This window comes from Citrobacter sp. CK198 (assembly GCF_030333295.1).
Taxonomy (GTDB): Bacteria; Pseudomonadota; Gammaproteobacteria; order Enterobacterales; family Enterobacteriaceae; genus Citrobacter_B; species Citrobacter_B koseri.
Genome location: NZ_JAOWGE010000006.1, coordinates 56,626 through 78,078, shown reverse-complemented (window position 1 = coordinate 78,078; position 21,453 = coordinate 56,626). Strand labels below are relative to the sequence as shown.

23 protein-coding genes are annotated in these 21,453 nt (G+C 55.3%); 12 read left to right on the top strand and 11 right to left on the bottom strand.

Annotated elements, in window-relative coordinates; translation table 11 throughout:
• Positions 1-20: 20 nt before the first annotated feature.
• From OGY62_RS00365 to OGY62_RS00355, 3 genes are all read left to right on the top strand, one after another.
• On the top strand, positions 21-611 hold the full coding sequence (locus tag OGY62_RS00365; protein WP_058669137.1) for a DUF1120 domain-containing protein: 591 nt from the start codon (positions 21-23) through the stop codon (positions 609-611).
• A gap of 216 nt (positions 612-827) precedes the next feature.
• On the top strand, positions 828-1,580 hold the full coding sequence (gene fdhD, locus OGY62_RS00360) for a formate dehydrogenase accessory sulfurtransferase FdhD (RefSeq protein ID WP_353654532.1): 753 nt from the start codon (positions 828-830) through the stop codon (positions 1,578-1,580).
• Between the two features lie 128 nt (positions 1,581-1,708).
• Positions 1,709-1,921, top strand: a complete 213-nt coding sequence (locus tag OGY62_RS00355; protein WP_012133908.1) for a YdgH/BhsA/McbA-like domain containing protein — start codon at positions 1,709-1,711, stop codon at positions 1,919-1,921.
• Between the two features lie 88 nt (positions 1,922-2,009).
• On the opposite strand, the gene OGY62_RS00350 is transcribed toward OGY62_RS00355, so the two are convergent.
• Both OGY62_RS00350 and OGY62_RS00345 read right to left on the bottom strand, forming a co-directional pair.
• The gene (locus OGY62_RS00350; RefSeq protein WP_012133907.1) at positions 2,010-2,333 is read right to left on the bottom strand and encodes an AzlD domain-containing protein; all 324 of its coding nucleotides are present in this window, start codon (positions 2,331-2,333) and stop codon (positions 2,010-2,012) included.
• Positions 2,333-2,992: an AzlC family ABC transporter permease gene (locus OGY62_RS00345; protein WP_047459858.1), complete on the bottom strand. Its 660-nt coding sequence runs from the start codon at positions 2,990-2,992 to the stop codon at positions 2,333-2,335. Before OGY62_RS00345 ends, OGY62_RS00350 begins: the two co-directional genes overlap by 1 nt.
• Before the next feature lie 101 nt (positions 2,993-3,093).
• Here OGY62_RS00345 and OGY62_RS00340 point away from each other — a divergent pair, with 101 nt between their 5' ends.
• Positions 3,094-3,642 (top strand): helix-turn-helix domain-containing protein, encoded by a 549-nt coding sequence (locus OGY62_RS00340; protein WP_012133905.1) that lies wholly within the window; start codon positions 3,094-3,096, stop codon positions 3,640-3,642.
• A gap of 138 nt (positions 3,643-3,780) precedes the next feature.
• Here OGY62_RS00340 and rhaM read toward each other — a convergent pair whose 3' ends face one another.
• The 5 genes from rhaM to rhaB all read right to left on the bottom strand — a co-directional run bounded on the left by rhaM (position 3,781) and on the right by rhaB (position 9,055).
• Positions 3,781-4,095, bottom strand: coding sequence for an L-rhamnose mutarotase (rhaM, locus tag OGY62_RS00335; protein WP_012133904.1), 315 nt, complete (start codon positions 4,093-4,095; stop codon positions 3,781-3,783).
• Positions 4,092-5,240, bottom strand: coding sequence for a lactaldehyde reductase (gene fucO, locus OGY62_RS00330; RefSeq protein WP_058668376.1), 1,149 nt, complete (start codon positions 5,238-5,240; stop codon positions 4,092-4,094). Before fucO ends, rhaM begins: the two co-directional genes overlap by 4 nt.
• 118 nt (positions 5,241-5,358) lie before the next feature.
• Positions 5,359-6,186 carry a rhamnulose-1-phosphate aldolase gene (gene rhaD / locus OGY62_RS00325; RefSeq protein ID WP_012133901.1) on the bottom strand — a complete coding sequence of 276 codons (828 nt, stop codon included), beginning with the start codon at positions 6,184-6,186 and terminating at the stop codon, positions 5,359-5,361.
• Positions 6,187-6,329: 143 nt separating this feature from the next.
• Positions 6,330-7,589 (bottom strand): L-rhamnose isomerase, encoded by a 1,260-nt coding sequence (gene rhaA / locus OGY62_RS00320; protein WP_049009558.1) that lies wholly within the window; start codon positions 7,587-7,589, stop codon positions 6,330-6,332.
• Positions 7,586-9,055 carry a rhamnulokinase gene (gene rhaB, locus OGY62_RS00315; RefSeq protein ID WP_104867941.1) on the bottom strand — a complete coding sequence of 490 codons (1,470 nt, stop codon included), beginning with the start codon at positions 9,053-9,055 and terminating at the stop codon, positions 7,586-7,588. The genes rhaA and rhaB overlap by 4 nt, the downstream gene beginning before the upstream one ends.
• A gap of 300 nt (positions 9,056-9,355) precedes the next feature.
• On the opposite strand from rhaB, the gene rhaS reads away from it, so the two are divergent.
• Positions 9,356-10,192 (top strand): HTH-type transcriptional activator RhaS, encoded by an 837-nt coding sequence (rhaS, locus tag OGY62_RS00310; RefSeq protein ID WP_012133897.1) that lies wholly within the window; start codon positions 9,356-9,358, stop codon positions 10,190-10,192.
• Between the two features lie 153 nt (positions 10,193-10,345).
• Positions 10,346-11,194, top strand: coding sequence for an HTH-type transcriptional activator RhaR (gene rhaR / locus OGY62_RS00305; protein ID WP_047459845.1), 849 nt, complete (start codon positions 10,346-10,348; stop codon positions 11,192-11,194).
• On the opposite strand, the gene rhaT is transcribed toward rhaR, so the two are convergent.
• Positions 11,191-12,225 (bottom strand): L-rhamnose/proton symporter RhaT, encoded by a 1,035-nt coding sequence (rhaT, locus tag OGY62_RS00300; protein WP_049009553.1) that lies wholly within the window; start codon positions 12,223-12,225, stop codon positions 11,191-11,193. The two genes, rhaR and rhaT, sit on opposite strands and share 4 nt — an antisense overlap.
• A gap of 288 nt (positions 12,226-12,513) precedes the next feature.
• Between rhaT and sodA the strand changes: the two genes are divergently transcribed.
• Both sodA and kdgT read left to right on the top strand, forming a co-directional pair.
• Entirely contained in the window at positions 12,514-13,134 is a 621-nt protein-coding gene (gene sodA / locus OGY62_RS00295; RefSeq protein ID WP_024130664.1) for a superoxide dismutase [Mn], read from the top strand.
• A 389-nt stretch (positions 13,135-13,523) separates the two neighbouring features.
• Entirely contained in the window at positions 13,524-14,507 is a 984-nt protein-coding gene (kdgT, locus tag OGY62_RS00290) for a 2-keto-3-deoxygluconate transporter (RefSeq protein ID WP_012133890.1), read from the top strand.
• A gap of 52 nt (positions 14,508-14,559) precedes the next feature.
• Here the strand turns inward: kdgT and OGY62_RS00285 are convergent, their stop codons facing one another.
• Positions 14,560-15,450, bottom strand: coding sequence for a dihydrodipicolinate synthase family protein (locus OGY62_RS00285; RefSeq protein WP_286458838.1), 891 nt, complete (start codon positions 15,448-15,450; stop codon positions 14,560-14,562).
• Positions 15,451-15,603: 153 nt separating this feature from the next.
• Here OGY62_RS00285 and yiiM point away from each other — a divergent pair, with 153 nt between their 5' ends.
• Entirely contained in the window at positions 15,604-16,275 is a 672-nt protein-coding gene (gene yiiM, locus OGY62_RS00280) for a 6-hydroxyaminopurine reductase (protein ID WP_049009552.1), read from the top strand.
• Between the two features lie 170 nt (positions 16,276-16,445).
• On the opposite strand, the gene cpxA is transcribed toward yiiM, so the two are convergent.
• Both cpxA and cpxR read right to left on the bottom strand, forming a co-directional pair.
• Positions 16,446-17,819 carry an envelope stress sensor histidine kinase CpxA gene (gene cpxA, locus OGY62_RS00275; protein ID WP_110494833.1) on the bottom strand — a complete coding sequence of 458 codons (1,374 nt, stop codon included), beginning with the start codon at positions 17,817-17,819 and terminating at the stop codon, positions 16,446-16,448.
• Positions 17,816-18,514 (bottom strand): envelope stress response regulator transcription factor CpxR, encoded by a 699-nt coding sequence (gene cpxR / locus OGY62_RS00270; protein ID WP_012133886.1) that lies wholly within the window; start codon positions 18,512-18,514, stop codon positions 17,816-17,818. Before cpxR ends, cpxA begins: the two co-directional genes overlap by 4 nt.
• Before the next feature lie 150 nt (positions 18,515-18,664).
• Here cpxR and cpxP point away from each other — a divergent pair, with 150 nt between their 5' ends.
• The 3 genes from cpxP to pfkA all read left to right on the top strand — a co-directional run bounded on the left by cpxP (position 18,665) and on the right by pfkA (position 21,369).
• The gene (cpxP, locus tag OGY62_RS00265) at positions 18,665-19,165 is read left to right on the top strand and encodes a cell-envelope stress modulator CpxP (protein WP_012133885.1); all 501 of its coding nucleotides are present in this window, start codon (positions 18,665-18,667) and stop codon (positions 19,163-19,165) included.
• A 148-nt stretch (positions 19,166-19,313) separates the two neighbouring features.
• Positions 19,314-20,216, top strand: coding sequence for a CDF family cation-efflux transporter FieF (fieF, locus tag OGY62_RS00260; RefSeq protein WP_012133884.1), 903 nt, complete (start codon positions 19,314-19,316; stop codon positions 20,214-20,216).
• Between the two features lie 190 nt (positions 20,217-20,406).
• Positions 20,407-21,369, top strand: coding sequence for a 6-phosphofructokinase (gene pfkA, locus OGY62_RS00255; protein WP_012133883.1), 963 nt, complete (start codon positions 20,407-20,409; stop codon positions 21,367-21,369).
• Positions 21,370-21,453: the final 84 nt, after the last annotated feature.

The following is a 21,453-nucleotide window of genomic DNA, read 5'->3' as shown; positions in this document are numbered from 1 at the left end:
TGAAACAGGGAGCTGGCTCCATGAAACATCTTAGCGTTTTTATGCCTGTATTACTGGCGGGTTTCTTGTGTGGGAATGCGCCATCCGCGCTGGCGGAAGAAGGCGACTGTCAGATTTTATCTTCGACAAAACAGGTCGACTATGGGCGGTTCCGCAGGGAGGATATGAGGGAGGGGAGCACCGAATACGCCGGGAATATGTATCACGGTTATGCCTCCGTCACCCGGGAGTTACAGGTCTCCGTCATCTGTACTGATGAACATAAAATTCGGCTCTTTGTGGATGGCCCCGCCCGGCAGGGGCAGGCCTGGCAGTTTTCTGACAACGGCGCGATGTCGATTAAAATGAAAAATGCCAGAGTCGATAACGCTCCCGTTCAGTTGGCTTCGGTTCCCCGGGGCGCGGCGCAGGTATCGGGCGGCGCTGCGGAAATGACGCTGTTGCCGGATATGTCCGCTGCTGCGGTAAACGGCCAGGAAGTGGCAGGAAAACAGTGGGTTGCAACACTGATGATCACCACTTATCTTGCCGATAAAGCTTTCCAGACCAGCAATACGCAGGATCTGGAAGAAACCTACACCGTGTCGTTTGACGCTCTCGCGGCTAACTAGCGTTCTCATCCTGCCGACCGGGGCGATTTTGCCCCGGTTTTGACCTCACAAAAATAATGGAGGACAATAACCGCAGTTAAATGCGCAAAGGCGCTCTCATCCTGCCTGAACGCAATCTCTCTTATCGTGAGTCCATACCAGGAAGCTGCTTTGTCTGACCATCAAAATTCATCCCCGGAGGGCGCTGTTTCTCATGCCGTCTGGACGCGCGGGTGCCTGACGCAATCAAAACCGGATATGCTGGCGACGGAAGTTCCTGTCGCGCTGGTCTATAACGGCATTTCCCATGTAGTGATGATGACTACGCCGAAAGATCTGGAACAATTCGCGATCGGTTTTTCACTGTCGGAAGGCATTATTGAATGTTCGCAGGATATTTATGGCATGGACGTCGTTCCTTCCTGCAACGGCCTTGAAGTGCAGATTGAGCTTTCCAGCCGCCGTTTTATGGGGCTGAAAGAACGTCGTCGCGCCCTGGCCGGGCGTACCGGCTGCGGCGTTTGCGGCGTGGAGCAGCTGAATGACATCGGCAAACCCATTACGCCGCTCCCGTTTACCCAAACCTTTAACCTGGCGAATCTTGATCGCGCGTTGAAGCATCTGTCTGATTTTCAACCGGTCGGTCAGCTTACCGGCTGTACTCACGCGGCGGCGTGGGCGATGCCGTCCGGTGAATTAGCCGGCGGGCATGAAGATGTCGGTCGCCATGTCGCGCTGGATAAACTGCTGGGGCGCCGGGCGACGGAAGGCGAAAGCTGGCAGCAGGGCGCGGTGCTGGTCTCCAGTCGCGCCAGCTATGAAATGGTGCAGAAATCGGCGATGTGCGGCGTTGAAATCCTGTTTGCCGTCTCCGCTGCCACCACGTTAGCGGTTGACGTGGCTGAGCGCTGTAATCTGACGCTGGTGGGCTTTTGCAAGCCGGGCAAGGCGACAATTTATACGCATCCACGGCGTTTGATGACAGGTTGAGTTTTATTCAGTAAATTTGAAAAAGAATAGCAAATCCTTCCGCTTTTAGTTGTTCGAATACCGGCCTATTATTTATCACATCAAGGCACGGTGCCTTACTCAAACAACTAAGTTAAAGGGTTTATATCATGAAAAGCATCAAAACTTTTGTCGCAGTTATCGCTCTCGCTACTTCTTTCGGTTCTTTCGCCGCTCAGTCTGTTACCGCGACGGGCTCTACTCTGGAAAGCGCAGAAGCAAAAATCGCCGCTCAGGCTCAGCAGGCTGGCGCCAGTGATTACAAAATCACTTCCGCATACTCCGGTAACCGCGTGCATATGACCGCTGAACTGCTGAAATAAGTGATCCAAAACTGTCGAAAGAGCGCCTTCAGGGCGCTTTTTTCGTTTCTGCGTTTACTGTTTTACTATTCCGATAAATGCCTCATATTTAGTGCATACCCGCCAGCCTTAGCAGCGCTGTCACCACCGCCGCAGCGATAATCACCACAATCAGCGGCATTTTGCGCCATGCCAGGAAAACAGCGAACGCGACGCCCAGTACCCTCGCCATTCCGGCAAAATGTTCGCCTTCATAAAACGTGGTTGCCAGCGCCACTGAAAACAGCAATACCGTTGCCGCATCCGACAATAGCGCCTGAGAACGTTCGGAGAGCGCCAGCCGGTTGCCGAGCTTTGCTCCGCCAAGACGCATCAGATAGGTGCCTGCCGATAACACAGCAATACCGACGATAAACAGCGTCATGTTGCCCATTATTTTTTCCTCGTCAGTAAGCCAAGCAGAGAGAGCAGTACCGGCAACCCGACCGGTGCGAAGGGGACGGCGGCAAGCGACAGCCCGGCGCCGCTACAGGCGCGGATCAGCGTGGTGCGATTCCTGAACGCCGGGATCACTAACGCCAATAAAATGGCGGGAAATACCGCGTCCAGACCGATGGTTTCCGGTGCCGGGAGCAGTTTGCCGACCATCGCGCCAAGCAGTGCGCCCAGTGGCCAAAAAATTGCGACGCCCGCGCCGCACAGCCAGTAGGCGGCTTTGCGCTGTTGCCGTGTTTTTTGCGACAGACCAAAGACGACGCTTTCATCATTCATGATATGGCAGCCCAGAAAGCTGGCGGCGCGGGTGCCTACCAGTTCACGTACCGTTACGCCGAATGGAATATGGCGGGCATTCACCAGCAAACCGGCAGCGGCGGCGGCCAGTGGGTTCCCGCCGCTGGCGACAATGCCGATAAACATAAATTCGGACGCCCCCGCCAGGACAAAAATGGAGAGTACAAACGGCACCCAAATCGGGAAGCCGTAGGCCATCGCCAGCGATCCGTAGGACATCCCGACGACGCCAACGGCCAGACACACTAAAAATATCGCTTTTATCGTGTCTCCGCTGAGACATGAGAGGTGATGTTTCATACTATTTTAGCCATATCGAACGAATTTCCATTATAATGAACGTAACAGAATTGATTTACAAGTCGAACGATTCGTTCGATATAAAGAACGCGGAGTCGTGAATGACACAGCCCATTAGCGTGATCGCGAAAAGCCTGGTGCGCGAACGTCAGCGTACCGGCCTGTCGCTGGCGGAAATCGCCCGGCGTGCGGGGATTGCGAAATCTACCCTGTCGCAACTGGAAGCGGGCAATGGAAATCCTAGCCTGGAAACGCTCTGGGCGCTTTGTGTGGCCCTGGATATTCCCTTTGCACGTCTGCTGGAGCCGCAGGCGCAAAAAACGCAGGTGATTCGTCGCGGAGAAGGGACAAAAGTGGTGGCGGAACAGGCCCACTATCAGGCTATTTTACTGGCTGCCTGTCCGCCAGGGGCGCGGCGCGATATCTACCTGCTGCTGACGCAGCCGGGGGCGGATCGTATTTCACATCCACATCCGCCGGGATCGGTGGAGCATATTATTGTGACGCAGGGGAAAGCGCTTGTCGGGCTGACAGAGGCGCCGGAAGAGTTAGGCGAGGGCGATTATATTTGTTATCCCGCCGATCAGGAGCACATTTTTAAAGCGCTGGAAGCGGATACGCAGGCGATCCTGGTGGCCGAGCAAAATTAATTCCGCGCGATGAGGTTTATGATGCCGGATGGCGCTGACGCTTATCCGGCCTACAATTTCGTGCCGTTTGCTACCTGTAGGCCGGATAAGACGCGTTAGCGTCGCCATCCGGCGTTGAGCCATCCGACTTCAGACCGCCTACGCCAGGTAAAACACTTCTTTCAGCTCTGCGCTCACCGGGCTGTTATCCGGGTTGGCAGGCATCACGTCGCGCATATGCTTCCACCAACGCTGGCACACGTCGGTACTGGCGATGGCATTCCAGCGCTCTTCCGATTCGATCTCGACGGTCGCGAACAACAGGTTGCGTTCTTTATCGAGGTAAATCGCATAGTGATGCGCGCCATGCGCTTTCAATACGCTTTCCAGCTCCGGCCAGATGGGATTATGGCGACGCTGATACTCCTCGTGTGCGTCGGCATTCACCTGCATCACAAACGCTTTGCGGATCATAGCGCCTCCAGATACAACTCGCGGACGTCATCGCGGCTGGCGGTGCGTGGATTGCATGGCGCACACGGATCTGCCAGTGCTTTGTCCAGCCAGCCTTCAATATCGTCTTTCGTGACGCCCAGTGTGCTGAAACCTTCAGGAATGCCGACGCGTTTGCTCAATGCGCGGATTGCATTGATCGCTTCCATACTCGCCGCCTCAATGCTCATACCTTGAGTATCGACGCCCATCGCCTGGGCGACGCGGGCAAAACGCGCGACCGCGTTCGGGCGGTTAAAGTTCTCAATGATCGGCAGCAGGATGGCGTTACAGACGCCGTGCGGCAGGTTGTGCGTGGCGCCTGGCTGATGCGCCAGCGCGTGTACCAGACCAAGACCAGCGCTGTTGAACGCCATACCTGCCAGATACTGGCCAAACGCCATCTGCTCACGCGCTTCGAGGTTGTGGCCGTCATCAACCGCTTTCGGCAGCCACAGATTAATCAGCCGAATGGCTTCCAGCGCGTTGGCGTCGGTAAGCGGATGCGCGCCAACCGAGACATAGGCCTCAATGGCGTGGGTCAGCGCATCCATGCCGGTGGCGGCAGTGACGGATGGCGGGATGTCCAGCATAACGCTGGCGTCGTCCACCGCGATATCAGGGATGATATTCGGGTCGATGATGACCTCTTTGACCTGGCGCGCGGAGTCGATAATGACGGCATTGCTGGTCATTTCCGCTGCCGTACCGGCGGTGGTATTAATCGCTACCAGTGGAACGCCCGCGTTTTTGACTTTGCCGACGCCTGAATAGGCGGTAGAGGGGCCAGGATTCGCCGTCAGAATTTTGACCGCTTTGGCGGTATCGATCGGGCTGCCGCCGCCGAAGGCGATGATGTAATCACACTGCGCGTCCTGATATGCCGCATACCCTTTTTGCACCAGTTCTTCAGTGGGGTTCGGGAAAACCTCGTCGAAAAGGTGGTACGACATCTGATGCGCGTCAAGCGCGGCAAACAGGCTGTCCAGCAGGCCCAGTTTTACCAGTTGCCCGTCAGTGACGACCAGCGCTTTACCCCATTGCTTGTTCGCGACGAGGTTAACCATATCGCCGATTGCGCCTGCGCCATGCAGGCTAATTTTGGGAAGTGCCAACATGAAGCTCATGAATATTCTCCTTAAGATTGACGCGTTACCCTATTGCCCGATGACGTTGCGCTTATCGGGCCTACGGCATAGGCCGGATAAGGCGAAGCCGCCATCCGGCATTGGATTGCGGGAAGAATCAGTACAACGCTAATGCACTGGCAAGCGGAGTCACGCCAAAGCGTTTGCCAAGCGCTACCAGTTCTTCACGCGTGATGGTTTGCTTCATACCGCCCATTGAATAGATTTTGACCAGCACCTCCGCAGACTTCTCGGCGGTATCGATCAGGCCGAATGTTTCATCCAGCGTCGGGCCGCTGCCGAACACGCCGTGGAAGGGCCACAGCACCAGCGAATGCTTCTGCATTTCCTGCGCGGTGGCCTGACCGATCTCATCAGTGCCCGGCACCATCCACGGCAGAATGCCGACGCCGTCCGGGAACACCACCAGGCACTCGGTGCTGCCTTCCCACAGTTTGCGGGTGAAAAGCGGCGTGTTGTTTTCCAGCACGTAGGTCAGCGCGATCAGGTTGGTGGCGTGGCAATGCATAATCACGCGGTCTTTGCCGTCGGTGGCGTTAATGCGCTCGCAGTGGGAGAGGAAGTGGGCCGGCAGCTCGGAGGTTGGAACCGCCTCATGATTCAGCCCCCACAGAATGTGGTAGCCCGCGCCGTCGCTGTCCACTTTCACCACGCCTAAATTCGCTGCCGGATCGAGCTGTACGTTGCGGAAGAATTTGCCGGAGCCGGTGACGATAAACGGCGTGTTCGCCAGCAGCGGCATTGGCTGACTCAGCGCGATATAGCGCGGCTCCTGGTGGAAATCGTCGGTAAACGGCGCGATATCCGCCTCATCCAGACGCAGCGTCAGGTTGCCGCCGTTACGTTCGTCCCAGCCCTTCAGCCAGGCGTCGGAGGTGGCTTTGATCATTCCCTGGACAAACCAGGAGTGGGTAATGTTCTGCATGTTCGGTGTTCCCATTTATTGCCCGAACGTTATCGGGTCTTACGTAGGCCGGATAAGCGCAGCGCCATCCGGCAATCGTGTTTCATTTATTGCCGGATGGCGACGCGGAACGTCTTATCCGGCCTACAAGTCAGGCGTCGCGGTTAGCTACGTTTGCTCAGAATCTCTTTTTCATAGGCACGGACGCTTTCCAGCCACTGGCTGCCGGCTGGCGTGTCGTGACGCTGGCAATACATTTCCCAGACGGCTTGCCACGGCAGGGATTTCTGCTCTTCCAGCAGCGCCAGGCGGGCGGTGTAATCGCCGCTGGCTTCTAACTGACGCAGTTGCCCGGTTGGTTCCAGCAGCGCGCGCAGCAGCGCTTTCTTCATATTGCGCGTGCCGATAACCCACGCGGCGATACGGTTGATGGAGGCATCGAAGAAATCGAGGCCGATATGCACGCGGTCAAACAGGTTGTGACGCACGATTTCGCTGGCAATTGCCTGGGTTTCATCATCCAGCAGCACGACGTGGTCGCTGTCCCAGCGCACCGGGCGGCTGACGTGCAGCAGCAGGCGCGGCACATACAGCATGGCGGCGGAAATCTTGTCGGAAATCACTTCGGTCGGATGGAAGTGGCCCGCGTCGAGGCACAGCGCGGTCTGGCGGCTGGTGGCGTAGCCCATGTAGAACTCGTTGGAGCCGACGGTATAGCTTTCCGCGCCAATACCGAACAGTTTGCTTTCCACGGCGTCGATGTGATGCGCTGGGTTCAGTTTTTCGCTGATCACCTCGTCCAGCGCCTCCAGCAGGCGTTGGCGCGGCGCTAAGCGGTCAACGGTGATGTCTTTCATGCCATCCGGGATCCAGATGTTCATCACCGACGGAGTGCCCAGTTGCTCACCGAAGTACGCGGATACGCGGCGGCTGGCCTTGCAGTGGTCAATCCAGAACTGGCGAATGTTGTCGTCCGCGTGCGCCAGGGTGAAGCCGTCAGCGCTCAGCGGGTGAGAAAAGCAGGAGGGGTTGAAGTCCAGCCCTAACTGGTTCGCTTTTGCCCATTCCACCCAGTTTTTGAAGTGCTCCGGTTTGATCTGGTCGCGGGACACCGGCGTGTCAGACTCCAGATAGATTGCGTGTAAGTTCAGGCGTTTTGGCCCCGGGATCAGGCTTAGCGCCTGTTCCAGGTCGGCGCGCAGCTCGCTGGCGCTGCGCGCTTTACCGGGATAGTTACCGGTGGCCTGAATACCGCCGGTGAGCGATCCTTCCGGGTTTTCGAATCCGGCGACGTCGTCGCCCTGCCAGCAGTGCATCGATACCGGCAGACGATCGAGCTGGCGTAACGCCTCCTCGACATCAATACCTACCGCAGCAAAACGTTGTTTCGCCAGTTCCCAGGCTTGTTCAAGTTGAGTGGTCATGCGCAAAGCTCCTTTGTCTGTCGTTTTGATTGAAACTGCGCAACGTGGCGGGCAATTTCACTGTCAGGATTTGGGGTAAAGGTCGTCAGGTCGTAGTTGGTTCTCACCACCTGACGGAAGTCGTCAACGTTGTTCAGTTCGTCCAGCGTCATGAGCTGGATGCCGATATTGCCGAGGGTGGAAGCCTCAATCGGCCCGGCCATCACGCGAATGCCGCAGGCATCGGCGCACAGCTGGTTCAGCAGGGCGTTCTGGCAACCTCCTCCAACGATGTGCAGCTGGCTAAAGGCTTCACCACGCAGGTTCGCCAGCTCCTGCAACACATCGGCATACAGCAGCGCCAGACTGTCGAAAATGCAGCGTGCCAGTTCGGCGTTACGGGTGGGTTCCGGCTGGCCGGATTCACGGCAGGCCGCCTGAATCTCCGCGCTCATATCGGCGGGGTTGATAAAGCGATCGTCATTCGGGTTTATCAGGAAACGGCAGGCCGGAAGCGACTGGGTCTCGGCGATCAGCGCGGGCAGGTCGGTAATCTGGCGCTCTTTCAGTACGCGCTGAAGCAGCCAGAGCCCCATGATGTTTTTCAGCACCCGGTAGCGGCCTTCTGCGCCGCCTTCATTGGTGATGTTCGCCGCCAGCGCCGCGTCATCGGTGTAAGGCGTTCTGCTCTCGAAGCCCATCAACGACCAGGTGCCGGAAGAGAGATAAGCGCTGTTTTTATCGGCCAGTGGAGAGGCGATCACCGCGCTGGCGGTGTCGTGACTGGCGACGGCGACCACCGGAATCTGATTTTTCTGTGGGCAGATCCAGTAGCCGATCACGTTGCCCGGATGGGTAGGTCTGCCAAACCAGGCTTTGTTGGCGCCGGTCCAGTCCAGCAGGGTATCGTCCCAGTCATCGCTGTTGATATTGACGAGCTGCGTGGTGGTGGCGTTAGTGTATTCCCAGTTCATTTCGCCCGTCAGGCGGAAACTGAAATAGTCGGGGATCAGCAGGGCATGCGCCACCTGCGGGATAAGTTCAGGCTGTTGTTCAACCAGCGCGCGGAGCTGATACAGCGTATTGAACGGCAGAAACTGAATGCCGCTGCGGCGATAGATATCATGCTTGCCGAGCTGCGCCAGCGCCTGCTGCATCACCCCCGTGGTACGGTTGTCGCGATAAGATACGGGCAGACCGACGCGCTGGCCGTGCTTGTCGAGCAGCACATAGTCCACGCCCCAGGTATCAATGCCGATGCTGTCAATACGGATACCTTCATCGCAGACTTTCTCCAGTCCAAGGCGAATTTCATTTTCCAGGCTGTCGATATCCCAGGCGTCGAACCCGTCTGTTTTTTGCAAACAGTTCGCGAAACGGTGGATTTCACGCAGCGTCAGGGCGTGTTGTTCACTGTCGTAACGCGCCAGCATTACGCGCCCGCTGGATGCCCCGAGATCGACAGCGACACAATGGCGAAAAGTCATGGTGAAGTCCTTCTGAGTTTCATTGCACTCAGTCTAAGAACCCCCAGGAAGGCGTACCTTCCTGTTACTGACAGGTTAAATTGGCCGCTGGCAAGGAGGCAAAGGTGAACGTGATAGCGTTCACAATTTCCGTTTATCAGCGTGAATTGGCCGGATGTGACGGCGTCCGCATTTCCTGATCTTTCCCGTCCTTTCTTGAAAAAACGACCGGGTTTGCGCGCTTTGGCGTTAAAAATTTAAGGTGAGGGTAGTAACCCTTAATTACTATTTCTGACATGTTTCTCATATCAGGAAGCCATCATGACCGTACTGCATAGCGTGGATTTTTTTCCGTCAGGTAAAGCGCCCGTGGCCATTGAACCCCGGCTTCCTCAGTCCGCTTTTCCTGAACATCATCATGATTTTCATGAGATTGTGATTGTTGAACATGGCACTGGCATTCATGTGTTCAATGGGCAGCCCTACACCATTAGCGGCGGTACGGTCTGCTTTGTTCGCGATCATGACAGACATCTGTATGAACACACCGACAACCTGTGTCTGACGAATGTGCTCTATCGCTCGCCGGACGCGTTTCAGTTTCTGGCAGGGCTGAACCAGCTCTTGCCGCAGGAACAGGATGGGCAGTACCCGTCACACTGGCGCGTGAATCAGAGCGCGTTACAGCAGGTGCGGCAACTGGTGGCGCAGATGGAAAACGCCGGAGACGAGATGGACACACCTGCGGTCGCCAACCGTGAAATTCTGTTTATGCAGTTGCTGGTGCTGCTGCGTAAAAGCAGCCTGATGGAAGGGGCGGCCAATAACGATGCGCGGCTGAATCAGTTGCTGGCCTGGCTGGAGGATCATTTTGCTGAAGAGGTGTGCTGGGAATCGATAGCCGACAAGTTTTCGCTCTCGCTGCGCACGCTGCACCGTCAGCTCAAACAACAGACCGGCCTGACGCCGCAGCGCTATCTTAACCGTCTGCGGCTTATCAAGGCTCGCCATCTGCTGCGTCACAGTGATGAAAGCGTCACAGATATCGCGTATCGCTGCGGTTTTGGCGACAGTAACCATTTTTCGACGCTGTTTCGCCGGGAATTTGACTGGTCGCCCAGGGATATTCGCCAGGGGCGGGACGCATTGCTACAGTAACGCGAAAGCTATCACCGTTTTTTGTCGCCAATTTGCTGATAATCGTCCCCTTCAATGCTGGATGGCGGCTTCACCTTATCCGGCCTACGGCGGCGATCTGTAGGCCAGATAAGCGTAGCGCCATCCGGCAAGCATTCAACGTGAGGTGCTGCGGTGGCAAATCAGTTAGTCCTTCTGAAAAAAGACTTTTTTGCGAATGACGGCCAGGCTGTCGCGGTTGCCGATCGCTATCCGCAAAATGTGTTCGCGGAACATACACACGAGTTTTGTGAACTGGTGTTGGTCTGGCGCGGCAACGGTTTGCATGTGCTCAACGATCGCCCTTACCGCATCACGCGTGGCGATCTGTTTTATATTCGCGCCGAGGACAGACACTCCTACACCTCCGTTAACGATTTGGTTTTGCAGAATATTATTTACTGCCCGGAGCGGTTGACCCTGAATCTTGGCTGGGAAAGCGCCATTCCGGGCTTTAACGGCAGTGAACGGCGCCCGCACTGGCGGCTGGGCAGCGTGGGGATGAATCAGGCGCGGCAGGTTATCAGCCAGCTTGAACATGAGAGCAATCAGGGCGATCCGCTGGCGAATGAGATGGCGGAGCTGCTATTTGGTCAGCTGGTGATGACGCTAAAAAGACACCGCTATGCTACCGATGATCTCCCGACCAGAGCGAGCGAAACGTTGCTGGATAAATTGATTACCGCGCTGGCCGGCAGCCTGGAGCGCCCCTTTGCGTTGGATGCGTTTTGCGACCAGGAGCAGTGCAGCGAGCGGGTGCTGCGACAGCAGTTTCGCTCACAGACCGGGATGACCATCAACCAGTATCTTCGCCAGATCCGCATCTGCCATGCGCAGTATTTGCTTCAGCACAGCCGCCTGATGATCAGTGAGATTTCAATGCAGTGCGGCTTTGAGGACAGTAACTACTTTTCGGTGGTGTTTACGCGGGAAACCGGGATGACGCCCAGCCAGTGGCGTCATCACAGTACGCAAAACGATTAGCTTGCCATTCCCATGCCGACGATGTTGGCGGCAATAATAATGACCACACAACCCAGACTGAGAACGCTGACAGGACGACGACCCGCGTTTTTCCACTCTTTTAGCACCAGACCCACAATCCCACCGCACAGCACGTAGAAGCTCATGTGCAGCATCCAACTGATGTAGTCATACTGCGGCGGAATGCGAGCGTGGCCCCAGGCGTAGAAAAAGAACTGCAAATACCACATCAGGCCACCCAGCGCGGACAGCAGGATATTGGTGATGATCATCGATTTTGCCAGCGAGAAGTCGGCTTTTATCGACAAGTTTTTCACTTTTGCCAGACGAATGAAACAGAAGCCCAGGTTGATCAGCGCGCCGCCGCCCATGATGACCACGTAGCTTGGCAGAGCGACATACAGCGGATCGACGCCGAGCGCGGCGGCGGCTTCATGCATCGGTTTGGCGGCGTTCATCGCAAAGGACATCCCGGCGGAGAAAATACCGCACATCACCGCCAGCAGCAGACCTTTTTTCAGGTTGAACTCCTCGGCGGTGATCCCCATTTTGCGCTCTTTTAACTGCCCGGCGCGGGTGACGATGCCAACGCCGATCAGCGCCACCAGGACGCCCAGCAGCGTCATTCGTCCGCCTTCGGTATTGATCAGCACATCAAAGTTTCCATTGATGATGGGGGTCATCAGGGTGCCGACGATCAGCGTAATACCAATCGCGATGCCGATCCCCATCGACATGCCGAGATAGCGCATGGTCAGGCCGTAGTTAATATTACCGATGCCCCACATTGCGCCGAACAGAAATACGGGCAACAGGGTGGATAGGTTGAAGGAACTGTAATAGGCCCAGAAATCCGGGAGCAGCAGGGCGCTGATGGTCCAGGGCAGGATAAGCCAGGAGACAATCCCACCGATTGACCACATGGTTTCCCAGGACCATTGTTTAACTTGTTTGAACGGGGCATAAAAACAGGCTGCACTGGCCGCACCTATCAAATGCCAAAAGATACCCATCGTAATCGCGTTACTCATGACTTAATCCTCATCGTTTTTATTGCCGGTGTGACCCTCCCGACCTGATGAGTGTAAAAATTGCGCAGTTGATTAACCTTTTGAGGATTGCCGACATTTCTTCCTTCCTGGCAACCAGCACGTTATACGGGTGATTTGGCTCACATATTCAAGAACATAATGAAAAGTTATATCCTTATTAAAACTACGGCATTGATAAGCATTTTCAATATCATTTAATTAACTATAATGAACCAACTGCTTACGCGGCATTAACACTTCAGCCGCTCGACAATAATGGAGATGATTATGAGTTATACACTGCCATCCCTGCCGTACGCTTATGATGCGCTGGAACCGCACTTCGATAAGCAGACGATGGAAATCCACCATACCAAACACCATCAAACTTATGTCAACAACGCTAACGCGGCGCTGGAAAACCTGCCTGAATTCGCGAACCTGCCGGTTGAAGAACTGATCACCAAACTGGATCAGCTTCCGGCGGACAAAAAAACCGTACTGCGCAACAACGCGGGCGGCCACGCTAACCACAGCCTGTTCTGGAAAGGCCTGAAAAAAGGCACCGCTTTGCAGGGCGACCTGAAAGCGGCTATCGAACGTGATTTCGGTTCCGTTGATAACTTCAAAGCGGAGTTTGAAAAAGCGGCGGCAACGCGTTTCGGTTCCGGTTGGGCCTGGCTGGTGTTGCAGGGCGACAAACTGGCGGTTGTCTCTACCGCTAACCAGGACTCCCCGCTGATGGGCGAGGCCATTTCCGGCGTTTCCGGTTTCCCAATCCTGGGTCTGGACGTATGGGAACACGCTTACTACCTGAAATTCCAGAACCGTCGCCCGGACTACATCAAAGAGTTCTGGAACGTGGTGAACTGGGACGAAGCTGCTGCGCGTTTCGCGGCGAAAAAATAAGTCTTTTTGCCTGATGGCGCTGCGCTTATCAGGCCTACGAAGAGGATTTGTCAATTTGTAGGCCGGATAAGGCGTTAGCCGCCATCCGGCACAGAGTTACAATTTGTAGGCCGGATAAGGCATTAGCCGCCATCCGGCATTGAATTCAGCCCCCGCAGGCACAACCTGCGGGGGCTTTCTTTTAGGCGCTTTTGAGCTTGTCTGGTGTGACTTACGTCAAATTAAAAACATCAATCCATAAAAAATGAAACATAGTTTTGTTATGTGGTTGGGATCACTTTTATTGTTCGAATGAATGTCTATCGTTTCTTCATCAACGCGGGTGTGCCTCAAAGTAAGGCGCATTCGCCCATAAAAATTGCCCGTTTTTATGTCTACAGGTGAAGGAAATGCAGATTAAACGCACGATAGAAAAAGTCCCGGGTGGCATGATGCTCGTTCCGTTGTTCCTCGGCGCGCTATGCCACACCTTCGCGCCAGGCGCAGGGAAATACTTCGGCTCATTCACAAACGGTATGATCACCGGTACGGTGCCGATTCTGGCGGTCTGGTTCTTTTGTATGGGCGCGTCGATCAAACTGAGCGCCACAGGCACCGTGCTGCGTAAATCCGGGACGCTGGTGGTGACCAAAATTGCGGTTGCCTGGGTGGTGGCCGCTATTGCGTCACGCGTTATCCCGGAACATGGGGTGGAAGCGGGCTTCTTCGCCGGGCTGTCTACGTTGGCGCTGGTGGCCTCTATGGACATGACTAACGGCGGGCTGTATGCCTCCATCATGCAGCAGTACGGCACCAAAGAAGAGGCCGGGGCATTTGTCCTGATGTCGCTGGAGTCAGGGCCGCTGATGACGATGGTTATTCTGGGAACCGCCGGGATTGCCTCGTTTGAACCGCATGTATTTGTGGGGGCGGTATTGCCGTTCCTGATTGGTTTCGCGCTGGGGAATCTCGACCCGGAACTGCGGGAATTCTTCAGCAAAGCGGTACAGACGCTGATCCCGTTCTTCGCCTTCGCGCTGGGCAACACCATTGATTTGAGCGTGATTGCACAGACGGGCGTACTGGGGATTCTGCTGGGTGTGGCGGTCATTATTATCACCGGCATCCCGTTAATCATCGCTGACAAGTTTATCGGCGGCGGTGACGGTACGGCAGGTATTGCCGCCTCAAGTTCTGCTGGCGCCGCAGTAGCCACACCCGTGCTGATCGCAGAGATGGTTCCGGCGTTTAAACCGATGGCGCCCGCCGCGACCTCGCTGGTTGCCACATCGGTTATCGTGACTTCGATTCTGGTGCCGATCATTACCTCAGTCTGGTCGCGGAAGGTGAAGGCCAGAGCGGCGGAAATCGATATTCGCGGTACGGTGAAATAAACCTGTTTTGCCGGATGACGGCTTATGCCTCATCCGGCGCTTCCGGTCAGAATTAACGGCCAAACACCTCATCAATTGTGCGACGCTCGTGCTCGTTCAGTTCTCCTCCCGCATTACGCGACACGCCGGTACAATAGCCGAACTTACGCGATACCACGGTTTTAATCGTGGTTACAAAATCCTCGCCAATCGCGTAAATGGACATAAACGTGCCGATTTTCTCCTGGATATCGCGCAACGTTTGCAAATCACCCTGCTTAAACGCCTCCCGCGCGCTGACAAACAGCTCCGGCATCACGTTGTTTAAGCCGGAAATAATGCCTGCGCCGCCCGCCAGCAGGTTGGGAATGTAATACTCGTCATAGCCGGAGAGCACGGCAAAATCGTCGCGTACCGCGCGGGTGGTCTGAATCATGCTGCGGGTATGGGACTGGCAGTCGACGGTATCTTTAATCCCGGCAAAATTCGGGAATTCGGCGGCAAGGGTCGCCACCAGATCCGGCGTTAAATCGCAGCCGGTGCGTGCCGGGAAATTGTAGGCGAACCATTTGCCGCTCAGGGCGTTGCCAAGCTGGTGGAAGTAGCTCAGAAGCTGCTTCGACGTCTGCCCGTAGTAATACGGCGGCAGAATCATCACCGCATCGTACCCGACGCGGTACGCTTCCTGCGCCATAAGCAGGATGTCGCCGGTGCAGGTGGAGGAGACATTGGCAACCATCTTCAGCGAACTCATCGCGCGGGCCTCGCGGATCAGCATCAGCCGCTCTTCCAGCGTGAAAGACGCAAATTCGCCAATGCTGCCCATCAGCAAAATAACATCAATGTTGGCCTCGGTAAGGCGTTTGAGATGCTGGCTCAGGCCGTTGAGATCGACTTTTCCGTCATTGTCCATCGGCGTAATGGAAGGACACCAGACGCCAGCAAACTGCGATTGTACTGTCACGTTGTTGACTCCTTATTATGAAATGGCGTTTCAAAATCACTTTAATTGATAGCACGTCTGCTGGCGCATCATGTGAACCCGGCTCTCATTTTGAGCGGCTGAGACAAAATAAATATGCTCTAATGAGGATTATTTGTCGGGAGAGGGAAGCTGATGCGATATCCGGTCGAGGTGTTTACGGGCAAAATTCGGGACTATGCGGGAAGTCGTCCCAGCGCCATTGCGAAAATCCAGGTTGATGGCGAGCTGATGCTTAACGATCTGGGCCTTGCCGGTGATGAGCAGGCAGAGACAAAAATTCACGGTGGGCCCGATCGCGCGCTGTGCCATTATCCCCGTGAACACTATCTGCACTGGGCGCGTCAATTCCCGGCGCAGGCGGATCTGTTTGTCGCGCCCGCGTTTGGTGAAAACCTTTCGACCGACGGTCTGACCGAGCAAAATGTTTTTATCGGCGATATTTTTCAGTGGGGAGAGGCGCTGATTCAGGTGACTCAGCCACGTTCGCCGTGCTTTAAGCTCAACTTCCATTTCGGCATTAGCGATATGGCGACGCAGATGCAGAACGCCGGGAAAACCGGCTGGCTGTACAGCGTTATCGCGCCGGGGCAGGTATCGGCGGATGCGCCGCTGATTCTGGCGTCGCGCGTCAGCGATGTGAGCGTACAGGAGGCGATTGCGATAGCCTGGCATATGCCGTTTGACGACGGCCAGTATCATCGTTTGCTGTCGGCGGCGGGGTTATCGAAAAGCTGGACCAGAACGATGCAGAAGCGCCGTTTGAGCGGCAAAATTGAAGATCAGTCACGACGTTTACGTGGATGATGTAATGCCCGATGGCGCTGCGCTTATCGGGCCTACAGCGTGCGGTTTAAGGCGTTTACGCCGCCATCCGGCGTAATGCCCGATGGCGCTGCGCTTATCGGGCCTACAACGTGCGGTTTTTCGTAGGCCGAATAAGGCGTTCACGCCGCCATCCGGCACCACAGCGAGACTTAAGAACGCTTATACAACGGCAGCCAGATCACCAGCCGTAAGCCGCCCAGCGGGCTGTCTTCGGCTTTCACCCAACCGCGATGCTGCTGGATCGCGGTCTCAACGATGGCCAGCCCCAACCCTGTTCCGCCGGACTCCCGATCGCGCGCTTCATCGGTACGATAAAACGGGCGGAAGATCTGTTCGCGGTCTTCAGGGCTAACGCCCGGGCCATCGTCATCAACCGTTATCGTAATGCCGTCTTTATCCACCGCGAAGCCGACTTCAATCTTCGTGTGCGAATAGCGCAGGGCGTTACGGACAATGTTCTCCAGCGCGCTTTCCAGGGTGTTAGGGTTGCCGTATAACGGCCACGGCCCCGGCGGGAAGTTCACCGTTAACGATTTACCCATCTGCTCGGCTTCGAAGGCGGCGTTATCCAGCACGTCTCCCCACAGATGATTGGCTTTCATCGTTTCGCTGACCAGCGCGTTTTTCTGTTGATTACGCGACATCACCAGCAGGTCGTTGATCATGCTGTCCAGCCGCTGCGCTTCGGTCTCGATGCGCTCCAGCTCTTTACTCTCGCCGCTACGGCGACGCAGCAGCGCGGTGCCCAGTTGCAGACGCGTAAGCGGAGTACGTAGCTCGTGCGAGATATCCGACAGCAGACGCTGCTGCGTGGTCATCATACGTTCCAGTGCTGTCACCATCTGGTTAAAGCTGGCGCCAGCCGCAAGAAATTCCTGCGGGCCTGCTTCCAGTTCTGGATGTTGTCGCAGATTACCCTGAGCCACTTCGTCCGCCGCGTTTTTCAACTTACGCGCCGGTTTCGCCAGGCTCCAGGCCAGCCAAAGCAACAGAGGCGAACTGACCAGCATGGTGACGATCAGCAACAAGAGCGGGCGGTCAAACAGCAGATTAATAAAATCGGATTGGGAACTGCTGGCCGGTCGAATCAGATAAAGCTGGTAGTTATCTTCCCCGTCTCTGACAGAGAACGGGCCTACCATCTCAACGCGGCCATATTTCTTCTTCTGCGGATGATCGGCGTTATCCGCCTGACCAATAAAGTTACGAATGATCTGCATTTCGCTGCGTTCTGCGCCGATCACGCGTCCTTCAGTGGTCACAAGCAATAACCGCTGTCCTGGCGGCGCCCACTTGTCGATCGCACGGAACAGGCGACGCCACCACATTAAATCGTTGGGTGGATCGTTCGCGAGTTCAGCTTCTACATGTTGCTCAATCATCAACCCCTGGCGCTGTTCGCTGTCCAGTAGCTCGGTCATCTGGCGTGAGTCGAGCTTGGGTAACATCAATACCAACATCAGCACCAGCGCCAGCGTCAACCAGAAGATGGCAAAGATGCGCGCGGTTAAACTGCCTATCATGAAGCGGAAACCATCAAATAACCGCGACCACGCAGGGTTTTAAACCACGGGTGCCCGTCTTTACGCTCCGGCAGCTTACGACGCAGGTTGGAGATATGCATGTCGATTGCGCGGTCGAACGGCGTCAGGCGTTTACCCAGCACTTCCTGGCTCAAATGTTCACGCGAAACCACCTGGCCGAGATGCTGCGCCAGCAAATAGAGCAGGGTAAATTCGGTGCCGGTTAACTCCAGGGTTTGACCATCGAAGCTGGCCTCCTGGCGACCCGGATTGAGGCTTAACGCATCCACTTCCAGCGTCGGCGAGCCGTTGTCGTTGTTCTGCTGCTGTTCGCTCCAGTGCGAGCGGCGCAGAATCGCACGGATACGCGCGACCAGTTCGCGGTCGTTAAACGGTTTAGGTAAATAATCATCCGCGCCCAGCTCAAGGCCGAGTACGCGATCCAGTTCGCTGCCGCGCGCGGTCAGCATAATGACAGGGGTCTGGTGTGTCTGGCGAAGCGCTTTCAACGTATCAATACCGTTTTTCTTCGGCATCATGACATCGAGCAAAAGTAAATCAATGCTGTCGTCCAGAAGCTCAAGCGCCTGCTCCCCGTCATGGGCAACCAGCACATTGAAGCCTTCCATTTCGAGCAGCTCCTTTAACAGGGAAGTTAGCTCTCGGTCATCATCAACTAACAGGATTTTATTCATTGTTTAAGTACCTCCGAGGCAGAAATTACGTCATCAGGCGTCGCTAATCCATGACTTTACGTTGTTTTACACCCCCTGACGCATGTTTGCAGCCCGAATCGTAAACTGTCTCTCGTTGAATCGCGACAGAAAAGATTTTGGGAGCAAGTGATGCGCAAAGTTACCGCTGCCGTCATGGCCTCAACGCTGGCACTCAGTCCTTTAAGCCACGCTGCTGAAGTCGTTACAGGCGATAACTGGCATCAAGGTGAAGGACTTACGCAGCGCAGTACGCAGAGCCATATGTTCGACGGCATAAGTTTAACCGAACATCAGCGTCAACAGATGCGAGATCTGATGCAGCAGGCAAGACACGAACAGCCTCCTGTTAATGTTAGCGAAATGGAGACAATGCATCGCCTTGTCATCGCAGAAAAATTTGATGAAAACGCTGTGCGCGCTCAGGCAGAAAAAATGGCGCAAGAACAGGTTGCCCGCCAGGTCGAAATGGCCAGGGTTCGCAACCAGATGTATCGCCTGTTAACGCCGGAGCAGCAAGCGGTTTTAAATGAGAAGCATCAACAACGAATGGAGCAACTGCGCGATGTGGCGCAATGGCAAAACGGCTCCTCGTTGAAGTTATTGAGTAGTAGCAACTCACGTTCCCAGTAACAAACCCTGTTTTCCTTGCCATAGACACCATCCCTGTCTTCCCCTCCATGATGGAGGGGTTTTTTTTGTCCAAAATTTGTCATCCGGTTATTGCCTTACTGTTTTACTCCATCCGTTATACTACCGGCATGGAAAGGCAGGAGTGTTTATGAATCAAACCTATGGGCGACTGGTCAGCCGGGCGGCAATTGCCGCGACAGTGATGGCGTCACTGTTACTTTTGATCAAAATTTTTGCGTGGTGGTACACCGGGTCGGTGAGTATTCTGGCTGCGTTGGTTGACTCGCTGGTGGATATTGCCGCGTCGCTGACTAACCTGTTAGTGGTGCGCTATTCGCTGCAACCGGCGGATGATGAACACACCTTTGGACACGGCAAAGCAGAGTCGCTGGCGGCGCTGGCGCAGAGCATGTTTATTTCCGGCTCGGCGCTGTTTCTGTTTTTGACCGGTATTCAGCATCTGATTACCCCTACGCCAATGAACGAACCGGGCGTCGGGATCGTGGTGACGCTTATCGCCCTGGTTTGTACGATCATTCTGGTCACGTTTCAGCGTTGGGTTGTGCGCAAGACGCAAAGTCAGGCTGTACGGGCAGATATGCTTCATTATCAGTCTGATGTTATGATGAACGGAGCGATTCTCGTTGCGCTTGGGCTGGCCTGGTATGGCTGGCATCGCGCGGACGCCTTGTTTGCGTTGGGAATCGGCATCTATATTCTATACAGCGCACTACGTATGGGATATGAGGCAGTGCAGTCGTTACTGGATCGCGCGCTGCCCGATGAGGAACGTCAGGAAATTATTGATATCGTGACATCGTGGCCGGGCGTCAACGGTGCTCACGATCTTCGCACGCGGCAGTCAGGGCCGACCCGCTTTATTCAGATTCATTTGGAAATGGAAGATAATCTGCCGCTCGTTCAGGCGCATCTGGTGGCTGAACAGGTAGAGCAGGCGATTTTGCGGCGTTTTCCGGGTTCGGATGTCATTATCCACCAGGACCCCTGTTCAGTCGTACCCAGGGAAGGCAAGAGGTTTGAGCTTTCGTAATTCGTTGTAAAAAAGTGAGCAAGGCCAGCATTTTGTGTATAAATTACCGCCGTTTGGCCTGACCTGAATCAATTCAGCAGGAAGCGGTTGTTATACTATCTGCATATTCGTTGGATCGTCCCGATGTGCAGTAACAGTATCGGCTTCCGGCAACAGATTTCATTTTGCATTCCAAAGTTCAGAGGTAGTCATGATTAAGAAAATCGGTGTGTTGACAAGCGGCGGTGATGCGCCTGGCATGAACGCAGCAATCCGTGGTGTTGTACGCGCAGCGTTGACGGAAGGACTGGAAGTAATGGGTATTTATGATGGCTACCTGGGTCTGTATGAAGACCGTATGGTTCAGCTCGACCGTTACAGCGTGTCCGACATGATCAACCGTGGCGGTACTTTCCTCGGCTCCGCGCGCTTCCCGGAATTCCGCGATGAAAATGTTCGCGCAGTGGCTATCGAAAACCTGAAAAAACGTGGCATCGACGCGCTGGTTGTTATCGGCGGTGACGGTTCCTATATGGGTGCAAAACGTCTGACTGAAATGGGCTTCCCGTGCATCGGTCTGCCGGGCACGATCGACAACGACATCAAAGGCACTGACTACACCATCGGTTATTTCACCGCGCTGGGTACGGTAGTGGAAGCGATTGACCGTCTGCGTGACACCTCTTCCTCTCACCAGCGTATTTCCATCGTTGAAGTGATGGGGCGTTACTGCGGCGACCTGACCCTGGCGGCGGCTATCGCTGGGGGCTGTGAGTTTGTTGTGGTACCGGAAGTGGAATTCAGCCGTGACGATCTGGTTGCGGAAATCAAAGCGGGCATCGCGAAAGGTAAAAAACACGCGATTGTCGCGATCACCGAACATATGTGTGACGTTGATGAACTGGCGCACTACATCGAGAAAGAGACTGGCCGTGAAACGCGTGCGACCGTACTGGGTCACATCCAGCGTGGCGGCTCTCCGGTGCCTTACGACCGTATTCTGGCTTCCCGTATGGGCTCATATGCTATTGAACTGCTGCTGGAAGGTTTTGGCGGACGTTGTGTGGGCATCCAGAACGAACAACTGGTTCACCATGACATCATCGACGCTATCGAAAACATGAAGCGTCCGTTCAAAGGTGACTGGCTGGATTGCGCTAAAAAGCTGTACTGATCGTTGTGTGTATTGTGCCGGGTGGCGGCTTCGCCTTACCCGGCCTACAACAGTACGGCCTGTAGGCCGGATAAGGCGCTAGCC

Excerpts from the sequence above, each read along its gene's own strand:
- OGY62_RS00365 (WP_058669137.1), top strand. The coding sequence starts at position 21 with ATGAAACATCTTAGCGTTTTTATGCCTGTATTACTGGCGGGTTTCTTG.
- OGY62_RS00355 (WP_012133908.1), top strand. The coding sequence starts at position 1,709 with ATGAAAAGCATCAAAACTTTTGTCGCAGTTATCGCTCTCGCTACTTCT.
- OGY62_RS00350 (WP_012133907.1), bottom strand. The coding sequence starts at position 2,333 with ATGGGCAACATGACGCTGTTTATCGTCGGTATTGCTGTGTTATCGGCA.
- OGY62_RS00345 (WP_047459858.1), bottom strand. The coding sequence starts at position 2,992 with ATGAAACATCACCTCTCATGTCTCAGCGGAGACACGATAAAAGCGATA.
- OGY62_RS00340 (WP_012133905.1), top strand. The coding sequence starts at position 3,094 with ATGACACAGCCCATTAGCGTGATCGCGAAAAGCCTGGTGCGCGAACGT.
- rhaM (WP_012133904.1), bottom strand. The coding sequence starts at position 4,095 with ATGATCCGCAAAGCGTTTGTGATGCAGGTGAATGCCGACGCACACGAG.
- fucO (WP_058668376.1), bottom strand. The coding sequence starts at position 5,240 with ATGAGCTTCATGTTGGCACTTCCCAAAATTAGCCTGCATGGCGCAGGC.
- rhaD (WP_012133901.1), bottom strand. The coding sequence starts at position 6,186 with ATGCAGAACATTACCCACTCCTGGTTTGTCCAGGGAATGATCAAAGCC.
- rhaA (WP_049009558.1), bottom strand. The coding sequence starts at position 7,589 with ATGACCACTCAACTTGAACAAGCCTGGGAACTGGCGAAACAACGTTTT.
- rhaB (WP_104867941.1), bottom strand. The coding sequence starts at position 9,055 with ATGACTTTTCGCCATTGTGTCGCTGTCGATCTCGGGGCATCCAGCGGG.
- rhaS (WP_012133897.1), top strand. The coding sequence starts at position 9,356 with ATGACCGTACTGCATAGCGTGGATTTTTTTCCGTCAGGTAAAGCGCCC.
- rhaT (WP_049009553.1), bottom strand. The coding sequence starts at position 12,225 with ATGAGTAACGCGATTACGATGGGTATCTTTTGGCATTTGATAGGTGCG.
- sodA (WP_024130664.1), top strand. The coding sequence starts at position 12,514 with ATGAGTTATACACTGCCATCCCTGCCGTACGCTTATGATGCGCTGGAA.
- kdgT (WP_012133890.1), top strand. The coding sequence starts at position 13,524 with ATGCAGATTAAACGCACGATAGAAAAAGTCCCGGGTGGCATGATGCTC.
- yiiM (WP_049009552.1), top strand. The coding sequence starts at position 15,604 with ATGCGATATCCGGTCGAGGTGTTTACGGGCAAAATTCGGGACTATGCG.
- cpxA (WP_110494833.1), bottom strand. The coding sequence starts at position 17,819 with ATGATAGGCAGTTTAACCGCGCGCATCTTTGCCATCTTCTGGTTGACG.
- cpxR (WP_012133886.1), bottom strand. The coding sequence starts at position 18,514 with ATGAATAAAATCCTGTTAGTTGATGATGACCGAGAGCTAACTTCCCTG.
- cpxP (WP_012133885.1), top strand. The coding sequence starts at position 18,665 with ATGCGCAAAGTTACCGCTGCCGTCATGGCCTCAACGCTGGCACTCAGT.
- fieF (WP_012133884.1), top strand. The coding sequence starts at position 19,314 with ATGAATCAAACCTATGGGCGACTGGTCAGCCGGGCGGCAATTGCCGCG.
- pfkA (WP_012133883.1), top strand. The coding sequence starts at position 20,407 with ATGATTAAGAAAATCGGTGTGTTGACAAGCGGCGGTGATGCGCCTGGC.